Annotated in this window: 14 protein-coding genes; 11 read left to right on the forward strand and 3 right to left on the reverse strand. The window is 50.6% G+C overall.

From position 1 onward, the window contains the following. The first annotated feature begins 18 nt into the window (after positions 1–18). Together AC52PS_RS11750 and serC are read left to right on the forward strand one after the other, a co-directional pair. Positions 19–558, forward strand: coding sequence for a Pycsar system effector family protein (locus tag AC52PS_RS11750; protein ID WP_495563261.1), 540 nt, complete (start codon positions 19–21; stop codon positions 556–558). A gap of 99 nt (positions 559–657) precedes the next feature. Continuing rightward, the gene (gene serC / locus AC52PS_RS11755) at positions 658–1,740 is read left to right on the forward strand and encodes a 3-phosphoserine/phosphohydroxythreonine transaminase (protein WP_495563262.1); all 1,083 of its coding nucleotides are present in this window, start codon (positions 658–660) and stop codon (positions 1,738–1,740) included. A gap of 408 nt (positions 1,741–2,148) precedes the next feature. Here serC and AC52PS_RS11760 read toward each other — a convergent pair whose 3' ends face one another. Then, positions 2,149–3,222, reverse strand: coding sequence for an arginase family protein (locus AC52PS_RS11760; RefSeq protein WP_495563263.1), 1,074 nt, complete (start codon positions 3,220–3,222; stop codon positions 2,149–2,151). 38 nt (positions 3,223–3,260) lie between these two features. After that, positions 3,261–4,601: an ATP-dependent 6-phosphofructokinase gene (locus AC52PS_RS11765; protein ID WP_495563264.1), complete on the reverse strand. Its 1,341-nt coding sequence runs from the start codon at positions 4,599–4,601 to the stop codon at positions 3,261–3,263. Positions 4,602–4,736: 135 nt separating this feature from the next. Between AC52PS_RS11765 and galE the strand changes: the two genes are divergently transcribed. From galE to AC52PS_RS11795, 6 genes are all read left to right on the forward strand, one after another. After that, a complete protein-coding gene (galE, locus tag AC52PS_RS11770; RefSeq protein ID WP_495563265.1) occupies positions 4,737–5,720 on the forward strand; it encodes a UDP-glucose 4-epimerase GalE in 984 nt (327 codons plus the stop codon). 314 nt (positions 5,721–6,034) lie between these two features. Next, on the forward strand, positions 6,035–6,802 hold the full coding sequence (locus AC52PS_RS11775) for a hypothetical protein (RefSeq protein ID WP_495563266.1): 768 nt from the start codon (positions 6,035–6,037) through the stop codon (positions 6,800–6,802). 119 nt (positions 6,803–6,921) lie between these two features. After that, complete coding sequence (gene hflX, locus AC52PS_RS11780; RefSeq protein WP_495563267.1) at positions 6,922–8,232, forward strand: GTPase HflX; 1,311 nt, start codon at positions 6,922–6,924, stop codon at positions 8,230–8,232. Continuing rightward, positions 8,229–9,209, forward strand: a complete 981-nt coding sequence (locus AC52PS_RS11785) for a DNA-methyltransferase (protein ID WP_495563268.1) — start codon at positions 8,229–8,231, stop codon at positions 9,207–9,209. The genes hflX and AC52PS_RS11785 overlap by 4 nt, the downstream gene beginning before the upstream one ends. After that, entirely contained in the window at positions 9,209–9,712 is a 504-nt protein-coding gene (locus AC52PS_RS11790) for a hypothetical protein (protein WP_495563269.1), read from the forward strand. The genes AC52PS_RS11785 and AC52PS_RS11790 overlap by 1 nt, the downstream gene beginning before the upstream one ends. 58 nt (positions 9,713–9,770) lie before the next feature. Then, positions 9,771–10,301 (forward strand): methylated-DNA--[protein]-cysteine S-methyltransferase, encoded by a 531-nt coding sequence (locus tag AC52PS_RS11795; RefSeq protein ID WP_495563270.1) that lies wholly within the window; start codon positions 9,771–9,773, stop codon positions 10,299–10,301. Positions 10,302–10,369: 68 nt separating this feature from the next. On the opposite strand, the gene AC52PS_RS11800 is transcribed toward AC52PS_RS11795, so the two are convergent. Continuing rightward, complete coding sequence (locus tag AC52PS_RS11800; protein WP_495563271.1) at positions 10,370–11,944, reverse strand: DUF5312 family protein; 1,575 nt, start codon at positions 11,942–11,944, stop codon at positions 10,370–10,372. A 64-nt stretch (positions 11,945–12,008) separates the two neighbouring features. Between AC52PS_RS11800 and AC52PS_RS11805 the strand changes: the two genes are divergently transcribed. From AC52PS_RS11805 to AC52PS_RS11815, 3 genes are all read left to right on the forward strand, one after another. After that, complete coding sequence (locus AC52PS_RS11805; RefSeq protein ID WP_495563272.1) at positions 12,009–13,346, forward strand: aminotransferase class I/II-fold pyridoxal phosphate-dependent enzyme; 1,338 nt, start codon at positions 12,009–12,011, stop codon at positions 13,344–13,346. Then, a complete protein-coding gene (locus tag AC52PS_RS11810; RefSeq protein WP_495563273.1) occupies positions 13,336–14,589 on the forward strand; it encodes a hypothetical protein in 1,254 nt (417 codons plus the stop codon). The genes AC52PS_RS11805 and AC52PS_RS11810 overlap by 11 nt, the downstream gene beginning before the upstream one ends. A 107-nt stretch (positions 14,590–14,696) precedes the next feature. Then, positions 14,697–15,797: an ABC transporter ATP-binding protein gene (locus AC52PS_RS11815; RefSeq protein WP_495563274.1), complete on the forward strand. Its 1,101-nt coding sequence runs from the start codon at positions 14,697–14,699 to the stop codon at positions 15,795–15,797. The last annotated feature ends 139 nt before the right edge of the window (positions 15,798–15,936 follow it).

Consider the following 15,936-nt stretch of genomic DNA (forward strand, 5'->3'; position numbering starts at 1 on the left):
TTCAGAGGAGAAACATCCATGAAGGCATTTTCCGAAAAGCTTACGGTGCTTTTGCGCATCCTGGATACCGAGCAGCAAAACCTCCAGCGATCGGACTCGAAGGCCACGGCTCTGTTATCCACCCTGGGGGTATTCATGGTGTTTTTTATCGTACACTTCGACAAGGTATCGGCGAATATTGCAAGTCTGGTATTGGTGTTCTTCTATTTTATCGCAGCGCTGCTGACAATCTTCTCCCTTCTGATGGTGATTCGCCCTAAGCTGGTGAAAGTCCCCCGGGAGCCGAGTGAAGAAGAACGAAAATTCCAGATCAACCCCACATTTTTCGGAGGCATCTCCCGTTTCAGAACCCCAGGTAGTTACGCACGGTATCTTGCAGATCTGGCTGAAGATGATCATGCGGTGTATACCATGTTCAGCAAACAATTGTATGCTATTTCCAAGATAAATATGCGGAAAACCAAATGGCTTTCCCGGGGGATGCTGTTTTTTATTACCGCCATCACTCTTGAGCTGTTGTCTGTTATATCCGTTTATCTCGATTTTACCTTGAGCTGATTTCTGGTGTATTGCAGTGTAATACCCCTTAGTATACTATAAATAATTATCGATTCCCGACAATCCATGCCGGGTAAAGAAAACACGAGGAGACCACACATGGCACGAAAGTATAATTTCTACGCCGGACCTTCCACGCTTCCCCTTGAGGTGCTGAAGGAGCTTGAACAGGATCTGGTTGATTATCAGGGCAGCGGTCTTTCTTTGGTGGAGACAAGTCACCGAAGTAAAGAATACGATGAGGTGCATTTTTCCGTTATTAATGGAATCAAATCACTGCTCAATGTACCCGACGATTATGAGGTTCTCCTTATGGGGGGAGGAGCAACACTTCAGTTCTCCATGATTCCCCAGAATCTGCTGGGAGATAAAACCTCCATGGATTTTGTGGTGAGCGGCACATGGGCGAAGAAGGCTCTGGCAGATGCCAAAATTTATGGAGATGCCAAAATACTGTGGGACGGAAAAGAGGGTGCCTACACCTCCCTTCCTTCCTCTGCCGAAATCAAAACCAACGCAGACAGTGCATATCTTCATATTACCAGCAATGAAACGATAAACGGCGTTCAGTGGAAGGATTTCCCCCAAAGCGATATTCCCCTGGTAGCGGATATGTCTTCGGATATTCTTTCCCGACCCCTCCCGGTAGAGCGTTTCGGCTTGATCTACGCCGGCGCACAAAAGAATCTTGCACCAGCCGGAGTTACCATGGTGATTATCCGCAAGGATCTGATCCAGCATGCACCGGAGAATCTGGGAGCATACCTGAAATACAAAACCCACGCAGACAAAGACAGTCTGTACAATACACCTCCGGTATTCCCCATCTGGGCAATGAGCAAGGTTCTCAAATGGATAGAGAGTAACGGTGGCCTTGAAGGTATTCAGGAGATGAATCACAGGAAGGCTTCACTGCTCTACGGAGTAATAGACAATGCCGAAGGATTCTATAATTGCCCGGTTCAGAAAGATGTGCGCAGCAACATGAATGTGGTGTTCACCCTGAAAAACGAAGAGCTCCAGACGGAGTTCCTCAAAGGCGCATCCCAACGGGACATGCTTGGGCTGAAGGGGCACCGTTCTGTGGGCGGTTGCCGGGCTTCCATCTACAATGCCATGCCCCTTGAAGGGGTGCAGGCCCTTGCGGATTATATGAAAGAATTTGCAGAAAAGTACGCATAGCCATTGACCCGGGACTCCGGCGGTATTAGAATTTCATTAGTTGATGTAATTCAGCGCGGATTCCAGGTTCCGGAACGGTGACTACATGCACGGCTCCGGAAGCTTCACTGCATATAGTACAGGAGGATTTTTATGAATACTCCACCTAAATATGCAGGGGATGAACTGAGGTGAAACTCGAATGCTGCCTCAGTTCAAGATCCCCGGGGCGTCCAGCCCATAAACTTCGATTCTATGTCTATGACATTGGTTCAAAACATCCCGGGGCATAGTACCCCCGACGGATAAGGCCGGCAGTGAGTGCCGGCCTTTTTTTACCCATTTCCCCGGAGCATATTCCAAAATAGCCGATTTTTGAAATTGCCTCCCACATCAGAACAATCTCCCGCATCCGCTGATTCAGGCAGCCTATGCTTCTTGAATGACCAATTCACTAAGGAAGTCATAATATACCTTCCATGAATTATTTCCGTAATTTCCGGCCTGTACATACGCGGCGGGTATATTCCGTTCGGTAAGAAAGCTGTGCACCAAAAGGTTTCGCTCACGCATGACAGCCCGGGAAAGACGGAGAAGCTGGGTGGAAGGCAGCTCATCCTCCTCAAAGGGGTCGGCTCCCGCCACTACAAATGCCAGGTCAGGAGCTTTGCGCCCCCAGCGTTTCAGGCTCATGGCTTCCATATCCTCAAGTCCCTTGCCCAGGAGCCGGATATACTGATTCTGAGCCTGGCTTGATACAGGAATGTCCAGTGCTGCGGGTATCCAGGCCGGATCCGAAGAGTATCCGAGTGGAATCCGTGTATCATCAAGGGGCCAGCCATTGGCCATATGAATGCTCAGATCAATAACCGAGCGGTCTCCCTGTTCATTCATCCGCTGTACCAGTTCGGCGGTGCCGTCTCCTTTATGGGCGTCGATATCAAGAATCCAGGTAAGAGGAGGATCTTTGGGTGAAGAGAGCATCTGTCGAGCCGTGAGCATATCGTTATAAAAGCAAAAACCCGAACCGAAGCTGTAATGGGCATGGTGAAATCCGCCTCCAAAATAGAAAGCGGAGCCTGTCTCCAGGGCCAGTCGGGCAGCCTTGGCAGTGCCTCCCCCCCTTCGAAGAATTACCGAAAATAGTTCATCCAGTTTTTTTCCTGCAGTTTCCGGCGCGTAACGGTTATACATTCCCTGGTCATCGATCAACTCAAAGGTTCGGATAATTTCCTGCTCCAGGTTCTTCCCGCCCCCCAACAGCCGGCTCACATACTCAGGCTCATGAACCGCCGACAATTCACCTTTCCCCGGCGGCGGGTCCAAGCTGGAATGAAACCAGGGGGGCGGATTGGCCCCTTCTTTTTCCGAATGCCCTGGTCCATTACTGTAATCTTCCAGAAGCAGCTCCGTGGTTTTTCGCGCATTATTAAATGAAATGGGTATATGGATACCGTAATCGGAAATATCAAGGGTATCCGAAGGATCGTAAATTATTTGCATATATGCTCTCCGTGGGAGGGCCGGCAATTACCGGCTATTCACTTTTTCGGGTTGGTCATTTGTATGGGCATGCTGGTGGAGTCGATAACGTCCCTCCATAGACTTCCTTCTGGATCGACGTAGTTCCTGGTTCGGGTTGCCAACTCAATGGGAACATGTACATAGTGGTTGTTCAGCAGGCTGATAAGGGTCTTGGTTTTACCGGCCATGGCGGCATGTACCGCGTTGGTACCCAGGCGGGAACAGTAGAGACTGTCTGTGGGGATGGCCACTGAACTCCTGATAATATAACTGGGGTCGATATACTTCAGATTCACCGGGTAGCCGATGGACTGAAAATGCTCCACAATCCGCTTTTTCAGAAATAGTCCGATATCACCCAGGATTTTGTTTCCAGAAGCATCGGTACGGGCGTCCGCGTCAAGATGCTCCTGTCCCGCACCTTCGGCAACCACAATGACCGCATGGTTTCGACGTTCCAGCCGCTTTTTCAACTGTTCAAACAGCCCGTCGGGTCCCTCAAGATCGAAGGGTACTTCAGGAATAAGGACAAAGTTCACATCGTGGCTGGCCATTGCCGTATGGGCGGCAATGAACCCGCTGTCCCGCCCCATCAATTTTACCAGACCCACACCATTAATCGCCGAGTGGGCCTCCTGGTGGGCTGCAAAGACCGATTCGGTGGCCCGAACCACTGCGGTTTCAAACCCGAAACTCCGCTCAATGAAGCTCAGATCGTTATCTATGGTTTTTGGAATTCCCACCACGGCAATTTTCAGTTTTCGCCGCTCAATTTCCTCGGCAATGGCAAGAGCTCCTTTTTGGGTTCCGTCACCGCCTATTGTGAACAACATGTTAAGATTTAAGCGTTCAATGGCATCGACGATTTCATCGGTACGGTCTCCCCCGCCCCGGGAACTGCCCAGAATGCTTCCGCCGATACGGTGTATATCGTCCACAACATCGGGATTGAGATCCATGAGGGAATCATCCACCGCTCCCAGAAGACCGTTATAGCCAAATTTAATACCGGTAATCCGCCGGACCCCGTAGCGGTACCATAGGGTGCGCACGGCTGAACGGATTACATCGTTAAGTCCGGGGCAGAGCCCCCCGCAGGTGATGATTCCGGCGCGAACATGATCCGGATTAAAATAAATCTTCTCCCGGGGACCGGCTTTCTGAATGATCCCGTAATCCTCATAGCTGCAGCCTGGATCATGCTCATCAACCTGAATATGGTAGAGAATCTTCTCGTCATCACTCACATAGTTTGCTATAGTATCTCCAAACACCTTGGAAAGAAGAATGGGAGATTTAACTTTCCCCGGACCCAGGGTTGGAATGGTAAAATCATATTTTGCTGTATTATCAGACATGCGCCGCACCTTCTGGAATTGGTAGTACCCGTTAGACATGTCACGGGACATATCACATACTAATAGAAGCACAGACGGCTTACAAGACGAATGATCCTCCCCGACGGGGAGAATGAACTATGGCAAGGAGCTGGTATGAACGTATTGGTAATCGGCGGAGCGGGCTACATCGGAAGTCATGTTGTCCTTGAGCTAATTGAGCAGGGACACAGCGTCCAAGTATTCGACAATCTGTCCAGCGGGGTCAGGGAGAATCTTTTCAGTCGCGCCGGATTCACCCATGGAGATATTCTCCAAAAGGAGCAGCTGGTGGATTGCATGGAGCAGAAGGGACCGTTTGATTGCGTAATCCACCTTGCAGCATTCAAAGCCGCCGGAGAATCAATGATCAAACCGGAAAAGTATTCGGTGAATAATATCACCGGCACTCTGAATATCCTCAATGCCATGTCAGAAACAGGAACTCCCCGAATTGTATTCTCCTCTTCTGCTGCGGTGTACGGTGAACCCAAATATCTACCGATAGATGAACACCACGAATGCAATCCGGAAAACTACTACGGCTTCACAAAACTTGAGATAGAACGCTTCCTCCAGTGGTACTCCAAACTCAGGAACATCCGTTTTGCCGCCCTGCGCTACTTCAATGCAGCAGGATATGACGCCAAGGGGCGTATTACCGGTCTGGAACAGAACCCCGCGAATTTGCTTCCGGTGATAATGGAGGTTGCGGTTTCCAAGCGTCCTCAACTGAATATTTTCGGTAACGATTTTGATACGGACGACGGTTACGGCGTACGGGACTATGTTCATGTGAGCGATCTGGCACGGGCGCATGTTTCGGCCATGGAATATCTCCGCACAGAAAATTCCGATGTGATCGTGAACCTGGGAAGCGAATCGGGCATCTCGGTGAACCAGATGCTTGAAACCGCCCGGAGGATCACCAGCCAGACCATTCCCTCTGAGGTGGCTGAACGCCGCCCCGGTGATCCTGCAAAACTGGTGGCATCCAGCCGGGAGGCAAAAAAACTGCTGGCGTGGGAAGCCCGGGAAAGCGATGTGGAAAACCTGGTATCAAGCACCTGGCAGGTCTACACCCGCCACTTCGCAATATAACTGCCGTCTCCCATAGCTCAAGCAGTATGTATGAGCGGATTGTACCGGCCCTCAATCCCGGATTTTCGGATTCTTCTGAAATGACGGGCATCGTCTGCCGGTATTTTTTTGGACAAGCATGGAGGGCAGCAGCCGCGACTTGATACCGAACTGGCGGCAGCCTTTGGGAAATACCGGATCCCATGTTACGTAGAAGTGAATACATTTATTGCAGTTAGGCGGAGGCGCTTCTTCTCCTGTCATACCTCACATATTACTTTTTTTTATGTACAATTTGAACGGTTGGGCATAAGATTTTAGGGGAGGTGCACGGTATGCAGACCTATTTTTATCTTTCGGTTTTTCCCAACCAGGCATTAATCGCAAGTCAGCTTGAGCCCCGGCATTTTGGCAGCTATATGGCTACCGGAAAAACAAACGGTTCATTTGAGCGCATTATTTTTATTCAGGTCAAAGGCAATTACGGTGAGTATTTCGATTGGGAATACGCCAAAGAGCGTTGTGTTATCCACGACGACGGACGGCCGAAAAATTCCGTATGGTTATCGGTGTACCGGAGTCTTGAACACACCCCGCTGGATATGATGCAGTCCATGTTTTTGGTGACCACGGACGGAAGAAGCCTGGAAATTCAGCCTGAGGCATATGCCGCCCCCAGAGACGCTCAGTACTATGTATACAACGAGCTATGCCCCATAAATCCGCTTGTTGTAAGCCGTCTCGATCCCCATGAATTTGCGGCATACATGACAAACCCAAAGGTTAAGGTATCTGTACCCAAAGTGGTTTTTGCAGACCTGAAAACCATCGATCTGGATAACCCGGAAAAAACCGGTAACATTGGCTCCACCTATGACCGGAATCTTGACCACTTCAAAGACTGTATCCAATCGGTCCTGGATGATCCCCATAAAATGAACAAAAATGTGGAGCGCAGCCACAGCGAGAGCTTTTCCTACAACATTATCAACCGGGGAATATATGTCGGAGAAGGGGAAAAGGTGCTGTTCTACCCCATGCCGGATATTGAAACCCTGCGGCAGAATCACTATGACTGGGCCCGTTCCGCAATGATTCTTTAGCTCCACATGACTTTAAAAGTTCCAGTATACCCCACGCACAAGAGGCAATTTCAAAAATCTCGGATTTTTTAAATTGCCTCGCTACTCAGAACGCCTTCTCCGGGGTATACTGGAAGGGCATGATAGAATATGAACAGCAAAAAGAAGAGCGGGCTCTTCTCATAACCCTCCGGGGCAAGGAACTCAGCGACCGGGAAGCCAGAGATCATCTGGAAGAACTGGAAGGCCTGTGCTCAACCCTGGGCTTCATCAGCGCAGGGGAGTTTATTGTCCCGGTACGGGATCCCCAGCCCAAATACCTTATCGGCAGCGGCTGGGCGGAAGAAATATCCGTACAGGCGGAAGCCCTGGAAGCCGACTACGTGGTGTTTGACGACGATCTTTCACCCAGTCAACAGCGGAATCTGGAGAAACTCTGCGGAAAGCCGGTTATAGACCGGCATCAGGTAATTATTGAAATCTTCGCCCAACGGGCAAACACCAAGGAAGCGAGACTCCAGGTGGAACTGGCCCGTCTTATATACAGTCTGCCCCGCCTGCGCCGATTGTGGACCCATCTCTCCCGGCAACGGGGGGGGGCGAAAGGAACTCGCGGTGAGGGTGAAACTCAGCTTGAAGTTGACCGCAGACTGGTGGAAGCCCGAATCGCACGGTTGAAAGAGGAACTGGCACAGGTTCAAAGCCAGAGATCAACCTTGAGAAAGCAGCGGGAATCCATTCCCGTTCCCACCGCAGCAATTGTGGGCTACACCAATGCGGGAAAATCCAGCCTCCACCGGGCCCTGACCGATTCTGAAATTCTTGTGGAAGACAAGCTTTTCGCAACCCTGGATCCCACCACACGCCGTTACCATATGCCCTCGGGTATGGAGGTGCTCCTTACAGATACGGTGGGGTTCATCAGGAAACTGCCCCACGATTTGGTGGATGCTTTTAGGTCAACTCTTGAGGAGACGGTACTTGCCCATTTTCTGCTTCATATAGTTGATATCACCAATCCGGACCTGCATCAGCATATTTCAACCACCAGATCGGTGCTGGAAGAGATCGGTGTACAGGACAAACCGGAAATTCTGGTATTCAATAAATGCGATGCGGCCCAGGGAGATCAGAAAAGCTTCATGCGTCAACGCTATCCCCGGGCACTGTTTATCTCGGTGAAAAGCGGGGAGGGGTTTGAAGAGCTGGCCCAGGCAGTGGAAGCCCAGATCTCCAAAACACTCCAGAAGGTTCGGCTGACCATGAACCACAGCAAAGGTGACATTATCTCCCTGGCACACAGAGAAGGCAGAGTGCTCGAAACGGAGTACGGGGATCAGGATGTAATTCTCACTGCATTTCTTCCCCATAGGCTTCTCAGCATGATTCAAAGTAAAGAAAAGGAAGAAAATTCAGGCATTCACCTGGAGCTGCTGAACGAGGATCAATGAAAGAGGCTCTTCCCCGGCTGGATACATCCCCTGAACTTCGCTCCCTTCTCCTGCCCCACTGCAGGCTGAAGGCCGGTGAGGTATGGGAAGATCCTCAGGGAAGACATCTGGTGGCCGCAGGGGATGCATGCGACCCGGCTTTTCTTGCGTCCCTTACCAGGTCATCCCGCCTCACCCCCCCGGGGCCGGTTCTCAACTCCCCCGGGCCGGTACTGGCCCTCTGCGATCCGCCGTATAATTTCAAAGTGGGGGGGCGCAGCAGCAGCCAGTTGTTTTCCGGCAACCGCGACGCCTATATCCGGTTCAGTGAATCCTGGGTACGGGCCCTTCTGGATGTATGTGCCCGGGATTTGAATTTCTATATCTGGCTGGGGGCCGACCAGACCGATCACTTTCAGCCCCTTCCGGAATTTATGCTGATGATGCGGGAATTCGAAGACCTCCGGAGCCGGAGTTTTATTACCATGCGGAATCAGCGGGGATACGGCACACAGAAAAACTGGATGAGCGTCCGTCAGGAACTGCTGTATTACACCAGAGGCAAGCCGGTTTTTCAGCCGGTGTATACAGATATCCCCAGAATTCTGAAAGGCTACTACCGAAATCAGCTCAGCAATGAACAACGGAGCAGAAGCGAGTATATCCGTCCGGGAAATGTCTGGGTCGACCTTCAACAGGTGTTTTACCGCAGGGAGGAAAACGTACCCGGAGCATATGCCCAAAAGCCCCTGGAGGCAATGGAACGGGTCATACTCAGCAGCAGCCGCAAGGACGATACGGTTCTCGACAGCTTTTCTCATGCCGGAACCACCCTTTTGGCCTCAGAACGGCTGGAAAGGCGCTGCATCACCCTTGATATAGATCCGATTTTTGCCGAAATTAGTATTCGAAGGCTGGAACACTACCGTCGGGAAGGAAAAACCGGCTGGCAGTGGGAATCGCCGTTTCCGGAAATCAAGCTGGAGGATAACTCATAATGATACGCCCTGCACTGGCCATACTGATGATGTCGTTTCTTCTCATGCCCCAGTCCCTGCCGGCGCACCCCGGCCTTTCTCCCCTTCAAGATGCTTCAGAAGAGGATGACACCCCGATTGAGGAACCCGCAGATGCATCTGGACCGGGGCTCACCGGTGAGCAGAAAATGCTGACCGGTCTCATCATGAGCATAGCCGGAGGCGGTATCACCATCTGGGGAGCAGTAAACCGTAACCCTCTGAACGAAGCATTGGCGGAATATGAATCGTTCCAGGGAAGCGGCAGTATCGATGCCTTGGAAGATGCAAAAGCTAAACTGCGCAGAGCTCAACGGCTGCACTACATTCCATTCTACTCCGGTCTGGTTCTGTCCAGTTTCGGGATGGCAATAACCATCGAGGGCAGTTTTTCCCTGCAGGCGTATGAGTACGGAAGCTATACACCGGATGTCTCCAGTATGGTCTTTTCTCCGGGATTCACCGGCCTGCACCTGAAGTTTTAAGCGGCTCACAGCCTTTCTCCCTTGGACAGCCGGCTCCAGCCTTCGTATAATACAAAGGATGAACCCGAATAATGCGTCAGCCACTGTTTTCACCCATAGTATGAAGAGTCCCATCGGCCCCCTCCACCTTGCCGTGGACCGGGATGGAGCCGTCCTCCGCATAAGTTACACGGCTGTTTCTCATGATTTTCCCGACTCACGGGTGGAGGAGAACCGGTATGCCTGCGGTGAATTGGCATATCAGCTCGAGGAATATTTCCAGGGTCGGCTGCGTCATTTCGAACTGGATATTGTGCTGGAAGGAACTGACTTCCAAATGGACGTATGGGCACGGATTCAAAAAATCCCGTTCGGAAGCACCATGACCTACGGTGAGGTGGCTCAAAAGATCGGAAGAAAATATGCCGCCCAGGCGGTGGGCCGGGCTGTGGGAATTAATCCTGTTCCCATCGTCATACCCTGTCACCGGGTCGTGCCGAAAAACGGCGGTCTGGGGGAGTACTCACTATCCCGGATAGATGCCGCCCGTGGCCGGGAAATTAAGGAATTTCTTCTGGAGCTGGAGGGAGTTTCCTTAAATAGGAGCTGAGCTAACTATTCCACGGTTCCGCAGAAGGACGGGGCAGCGGCCGGGGTGAATTGCCGGTGCCGAGCAGATCACACCGGCGGGGCCTCAGGTTTTCCCGGTTTCACGAACATCTGCATTAACTGGATGAAATAATATATTTTCTTATATGCATCGGACATCCGGGTTTTCACCGGTGTTTCAGACATGCTTTCAAGTTCCTTCCAATTGATGATCAGCTCATGGTCTTTTCTATCAGAGTCTTCAATAAGACTCTTCAGGTTTTTTCCGAACGAGATAAGATTGCTGGCAGCTTCGTTGATGATTTGGATGGCGTTATCATTGATCTCTTTCACCATGGTCTGAACACCCCGGGCGGTTGACGGATCCCTGTCCACAACCCGGGCAAGGGAACGCTTTAATCGGGCCCCAAGCTCACCCTCTTCGTTCAATCCTTCGTCAAACTGCAGCAACTGCTCGGAAATTTCCAAAACCCGGTAATATGCGTCGGACATCTGCTGGGACATTACATTTGTGGACCACTTGCCCCTCACCAACAGCAGATCCTCCAGCTCCCGGATATCTTTTTTAAAGAAATCCAGGAGGAAGGTTTTGAGATAGTTCATCGGTGTTGTGTAGAGATATTCAACATTCAACTTTTTGCTGAACATCATGTTTGCTTTTTCATTATAAAACTTCATACGGGGAGTGGGATTCGACCCGAACACTGCAACGCAGAGTTTTTCAACCTTGGCATTCCGCTTCTCGGAGAGAATTTTCTGCACAACGTTTTCCGTCCTGGTGCGAAGGGTCTCCAAGTACGATTCTATGATCCGGCCCCTGGTAACTTCCATCTGGGGCGTCCAGTAGGGGTCCTCGTCTATATGCTGAACGATCATGGTAAGCACATTTGAGTTCACAATACCTTTCAGCGCATTCATGAGACGGTTCCAAGCCTGGCGGTTCACCACCTCCACACCTTTGTACTGGGCGAGAATATCCAAAACCTGATTCCAGTCACCCTCCCGATCCAGCGGCAGCATAACTTCAAGAAAATCCTTGATATCGTCACTTACATAATCGGCATTAATGGCTTCCTGCTTGGGAGCTGCGCTTACATTCCCCTCCTGGAAGGAGGAGTCAAACTTTTTCAGGACAAAATAGTAATCGAAATTTACAAACGCTATGAGCTGCTGGATCCGTGAATAGGCTCCATCAACCTGATTCACCAAAGCGCTGTCGAAGCTGCTGAAAAAGCTCACCATATCGTCCTTCAGCTTGGAAGCATGTACTTTGGGATCCATGGTTTTTGCAGATTCCCGTATGGCCGATTCTTCGAAGGATGCAGCTAATGCCCGCTGTTTTTCGGTCATGAAATATTCCACACACATCTCACGAATAGCAGTACTTGATTGGGCGTTTCTCAGGAGAGTGGCAGCACTGGAGGTTATCTTATATATCTCGAAAAAAAACTTTCCAAGCCCCGGAAGAGCCTGAGATCCTCTGGGCTTGTAAAATTTATACTTTCCCCGGGAAAGATCCTTCCCCAATTGCTTGAGTAAACGCTTTTTTTCCCGCTCGGGATCATTCCCGCCGGTAAAAACATTCAGAATCCAACTGAGGACATTAAACGCCCCGGATTCATCATTTCCCGATGTGCTTGCCATGATAATTACAGTAAGAGAATTCCAACCAGTTGTCAATCAACACCCATCTTGCTATTCTTCCCCTATGAATCCACTGGCAAACGAATTAAACGAGGCGATCCAACATACAGCAGTGTACAGAATGCTCTCTGAACTGGGAAGGAAAATGTTCTTCCCCAAAGGCATTGTTGCACAGAGCGCAGAAGCGAAAAAAAAGGCTAAACGCATGAATGCCACCATCGGAATGGCATATAAAGACGGACAACCCTTCGCTCTGCCCCTTCTTGACTCCATGCTTCCCACCTTAAGTGAAGCCGAAGCGGTCTCGTATGCTCCCACCGGAGGAATTCCCCGCTTGAGGGAACTGTGGCGGGAACAGCAGCTGAAACGAAATCCGGGACTTAGGGGCAAGAGCACCACGCTTCCTATGGTTGTTGCCGGCCTCACATCAGGAATTTTTCAGATGGCGGAATTATTCGTTAATCCGGGTGATCGGGTCATTGTGCCGGACATGTTCTGGGGAAATTACAAACTCATTCTCAGCGAACGCCGGGAGGCGGTTATCGACGGTTTTCCCTTCTTCACCTCAGAGGGAACCCTGAACACCTCCGGATTCAAGGAACAGCTTCACGCCAGTCTTCAGGCATCCAGGGAGAACGGCGGCCGGGGAAAAGTGATCATCTTACTGAATTTTCCCAATAATCCCACCGGATACAGCCCCACAGAGGAGGAGGCGAAGCAGCTGAGTGCTGCCATTCTTGAAGCCGCCAGTGAGGATAATGACATACTCACCGTCCATGATGACGCCTATTTCGGCCTTTTTTACGAAGAGAATATCCGCAAGGAGAGTCTGTTCACCGACTGTTCCGATCTCCATGAAAATGTAGTTGCCCTGAAAGTTGACGGAGCCACCAAAGAGGAGTACGCCTGGGGCTTCCGGGTGGGTTTCATGACCTTTGCATCTAAAGGTATGACAGAAAGGGATTTTCACCCCATGCTTCAGAAACTCATGGGTTCCATCCGCGGCACCGTATCCAACTGCCCGGGCTTAAGTCAAAATCTCTTAATACAGATGCTCCAGCATCCAGAGTATGCTTCCCAGAAACAGGCTGCCGCAGAAGATCTTAAACTGCGCTACCAAAAAGTTCGCAGCCTTCTGGACCGGGAGTTCCAGGGGAGCCGGGGAGAGGAGCTTTCCGCCATACTCAGTCCCCTGCCCTTTAACTCCGGATACTTTATGGCATTCCGAACCTCAGGAGTGTCGGCGGAAAAACTGCGCCTGGCCCTCCTGGAAAAAGGGATCGGAAGCATCGCAATCGGAGAGGATTATCTCCGCATTGCCTTTGCGGCCGTAGATCAGGACGAAATTGATACCCTGTACTCAGAGATCATCACCACCGCCAGGGAGCTCCATGAAAGTTGAAGGGAGACGGATTCTCCTTCTGGTTATCATCGCCGCCGCAGCCATCCATTCCTGCGGCGTTTTCTCCCCTCCCCTGACCATCATCACAGATAATCCTGAAGCGGCGGATTATCTCGAGTACATCAGGGCCGAATCTGATATTCAGAATTTTCGAATAGAGTACAGCGTTGAAGCCGACCGGTCCGCGGCCATCGGCGGGAGTCAGGCCGATATCATCATCAGCAGCAGTATTGCCAACCCGGCATTTTCCCCCTTTGTCCACTCCTATCCACTCCGGCGCTGGGAGGCATTGAAGCCCGCCAGGGACAGTTTTGTGTTTTCTGATATTTACCCGGGGTCGTACAGGGCGTTTATGAGAGATAGACGCCTGGGAATAGTTCCCCTCTCGTTCAATCTGCCGATTGTGTATTTCAGCAGGGAAATGGAAGCCGCTATGCCTGACACTCAGAGCATCAGCAGTAACGAGTTGCTGACCCTTGCGCAGGACTACACCAGCTTGCGGGGTGAAAATTACGTGGAAATGGGCTTCTCCAGCCTGAGAGACATCCGTTTTCTGGATATTCTCATCCGCCGGGAAACATCCGTACGGGGTGCCATTCCCAGCGCCCCGGAACTGGAGACAGCTCTTGAGAAAATCGCCGGTGAACTGGCACAGATCAAACAGCTTCCCCAGGCACAGCTGTATTTCAACAGCATTTTTGCATACTCCGCCGATCATGCGGATATGGAAGCAGGTCGAATCTACTCCGCTCTCGGCAGTCTCAGTGAACACCTTGCAGCAGGTCCGTCAAGAATTCGGCAATTCAACTATACATGGCTGTATTCAGAGGAGGGCGCAGAGGTTATCCAACCGATCCTGTACGCCGCCGTTCTTGATTCCAGCAAACAGAAGAACAGAGCGTTCCGGTTCCTGCGACAGATTCTCAGCAGCGGAATTCAAAGCTCATATCTAGATTTCAAAATTGAACGGGATGAAAGCCCCATGGGGTTCCTTATAGGCTTCAGCAGCAGCCGGCTGGTGAACGAACGGGTTCTCTCTGTCATGGCAGCCGGACCGGAGCTTTCGGTTCCACCCATGGAAGATCTCATTTTTCCCGGTATACCGGATTATCTCTGGAACCGTGTGCGCCGGGAAGTGTATTATCCGTGGCTTAGGGATTACCTATACACCGGTGAGGTGAGCAGCGCAGATCTGGAAACGGATATAGACAGTTTTTACAAACTCAACAGCAGATATCGCTGATTTTTAGAATTGCTTCAGCCATAGAAGCTCATAATCTTTTGATTGACAGCTCATATAATTGCACCTATCATAATATCGATAAGATAAAATGATGGAGGTCCCATCTTATGGCTACAGTTGAACTGAAAAATGTCAACAAAGTGTATGATGGCGGTGTTCATGCAGTAAAACATGCGAACATCACTATCCAGGACAAGGAATTTGTGGTCCTTGTCGGTCCTTCCGGCTGTGGTAAGACTACCACTCTTCGAATGGTTGCCGGTCTTGAAGATATTTCAAGCGGCGAGCTGTATATCGATGGAAAGCTCGTGAATGATGTTCCCCCGAAAGACCGGGACATCGCCATGGTATTCCAGAACTACGCTCTGTATCCTCACATGACCGTATTCGATAACATGGCCTTCGGCCTGAAGATCCGGAAATACGACAAGGAAGAGATTCAGAAGCGTGTGGACGAAGCAGCTGAAATCCTTGAAATCGGGGAACTGCTGGAACGTCGTCCCAAGCAGCTTTCAGGTGGTCAGCGACAGCGTGTTGCCGTAGGCCGCGCAATCGTTCGGCATCCCAAGGTGTTCCTTTTCGATGAACCCCTTTCAAACCTGGATGCAAAACTCCGTGTACAGATGCGTGCAGAAATTTCATCCCTGCATACCCGCCTTCAGGCAACAATGATCTACGTTACCCATGACCAGGTTGAAGCTATGACCATGGGCGATAAAATCGTTGTTATGAAAGACGGAATTATTCAGCAGATTGGTGACCCTCTGACCCTGTATAACAAACCGGTGAACCGTTTCGTTGCAGGATTCATGGGATCCCCCCCAATGAACTTTATGAACGTTGAAGTGAAGGAAGAAGGCGGCAAGATCGTACTTGACGAAGGAACCTTCAAGCTCAACGTCGAAGGAAAGAATGCCGAAGCGATCAAACCTTATGTGGGTAAATCCATGGTGTTTGGTTACCGGGCGGAAGATCTGGTGTACAGCGATAAGGCGGTTGACGGTAAATCAATGGCTGTAACAGTCGGCGTTATCGAGCCCCTGGGTGCCGAAACTCACATATACGGAAGCACCGACAAACATCAGATGATTGCCCGTGTAGATCCCCATATCACATTCAACGTGGGTGATACCGCACATTTCAAACCTGATATGGAAAAAGTGATTTTCTTCGATCTGGAAACCGATGATGCGGTAAATCTGGACTAAGCTTTTAACTCAAACCAGAAACAGCCTTTGGGGTTCTCCCAAAGGCTGTTTTTTTTTGCATCAATACTCCGATGAAATACCCTGAGGCGGAAGGGTGCAGGTCATTCGGGTACCAACACACCGTGGCTGGAGGGAACAT

Source organism: Salinispira sp. (assembly GCF_059431795.1).

Bases quoted from the DNA above. Each gene is read 5' to 3' on its own strand.
- AC52PS_RS11750 (WP_495563261.1), top strand. From the start codon at position 19: ATGAAGGCATTTTCCGAAAAGCTTACGGTGCTTTTGCGCATCCTGGAT.
- serC (WP_495563262.1), top strand. From the start codon at position 658: ATGGCACGAAAGTATAATTTCTACGCCGGACCTTCCACGCTTCCCCTT.
- AC52PS_RS11760 (WP_495563263.1), bottom strand. From the start codon at position 3,222: ATGCAAATAATTTACGATCCTTCGGATACCCTTGATATTTCCGATTAC.
- AC52PS_RS11765 (WP_495563264.1), bottom strand. From the start codon at position 4,601: ATGTCTGATAATACAGCAAAATATGATTTTACCATTCCAACCCTGGGT.
- galE (WP_495563265.1), top strand. From the start codon at position 4,737: ATGAACGTATTGGTAATCGGCGGAGCGGGCTACATCGGAAGTCATGTT.
- AC52PS_RS11775 (WP_495563266.1), top strand. From the start codon at position 6,035: ATGCAGACCTATTTTTATCTTTCGGTTTTTCCCAACCAGGCATTAATC.
- hflX (WP_495563267.1), top strand. From the start codon at position 6,922: ATGATAGAATATGAACAGCAAAAAGAAGAGCGGGCTCTTCTCATAACC.
- AC52PS_RS11785 (WP_495563268.1), top strand. From the start codon at position 8,229: ATGAAAGAGGCTCTTCCCCGGCTGGATACATCCCCTGAACTTCGCTCC.
- AC52PS_RS11790 (WP_495563269.1), top strand. From the start codon at position 9,209: ATGATACGCCCTGCACTGGCCATACTGATGATGTCGTTTCTTCTCATG.
- AC52PS_RS11795 (WP_495563270.1), top strand. From the start codon at position 9,771: ATGAACCCGAATAATGCGTCAGCCACTGTTTTCACCCATAGTATGAAG.
- AC52PS_RS11800 (WP_495563271.1), bottom strand. From the start codon at position 11,944: ATGGCAAGCACATCGGGAAATGATGAATCCGGGGCGTTTAATGTCCTC.
- AC52PS_RS11805 (WP_495563272.1), top strand. From the start codon at position 12,009: ATGAATCCACTGGCAAACGAATTAAACGAGGCGATCCAACATACAGCA.
- AC52PS_RS11810 (WP_495563273.1), top strand. From the start codon at position 13,336: ATGAAAGTTGAAGGGAGACGGATTCTCCTTCTGGTTATCATCGCCGCC.
- AC52PS_RS11815 (WP_495563274.1), top strand. From the start codon at position 14,697: ATGGCTACAGTTGAACTGAAAAATGTCAACAAAGTGTATGATGGCGGT.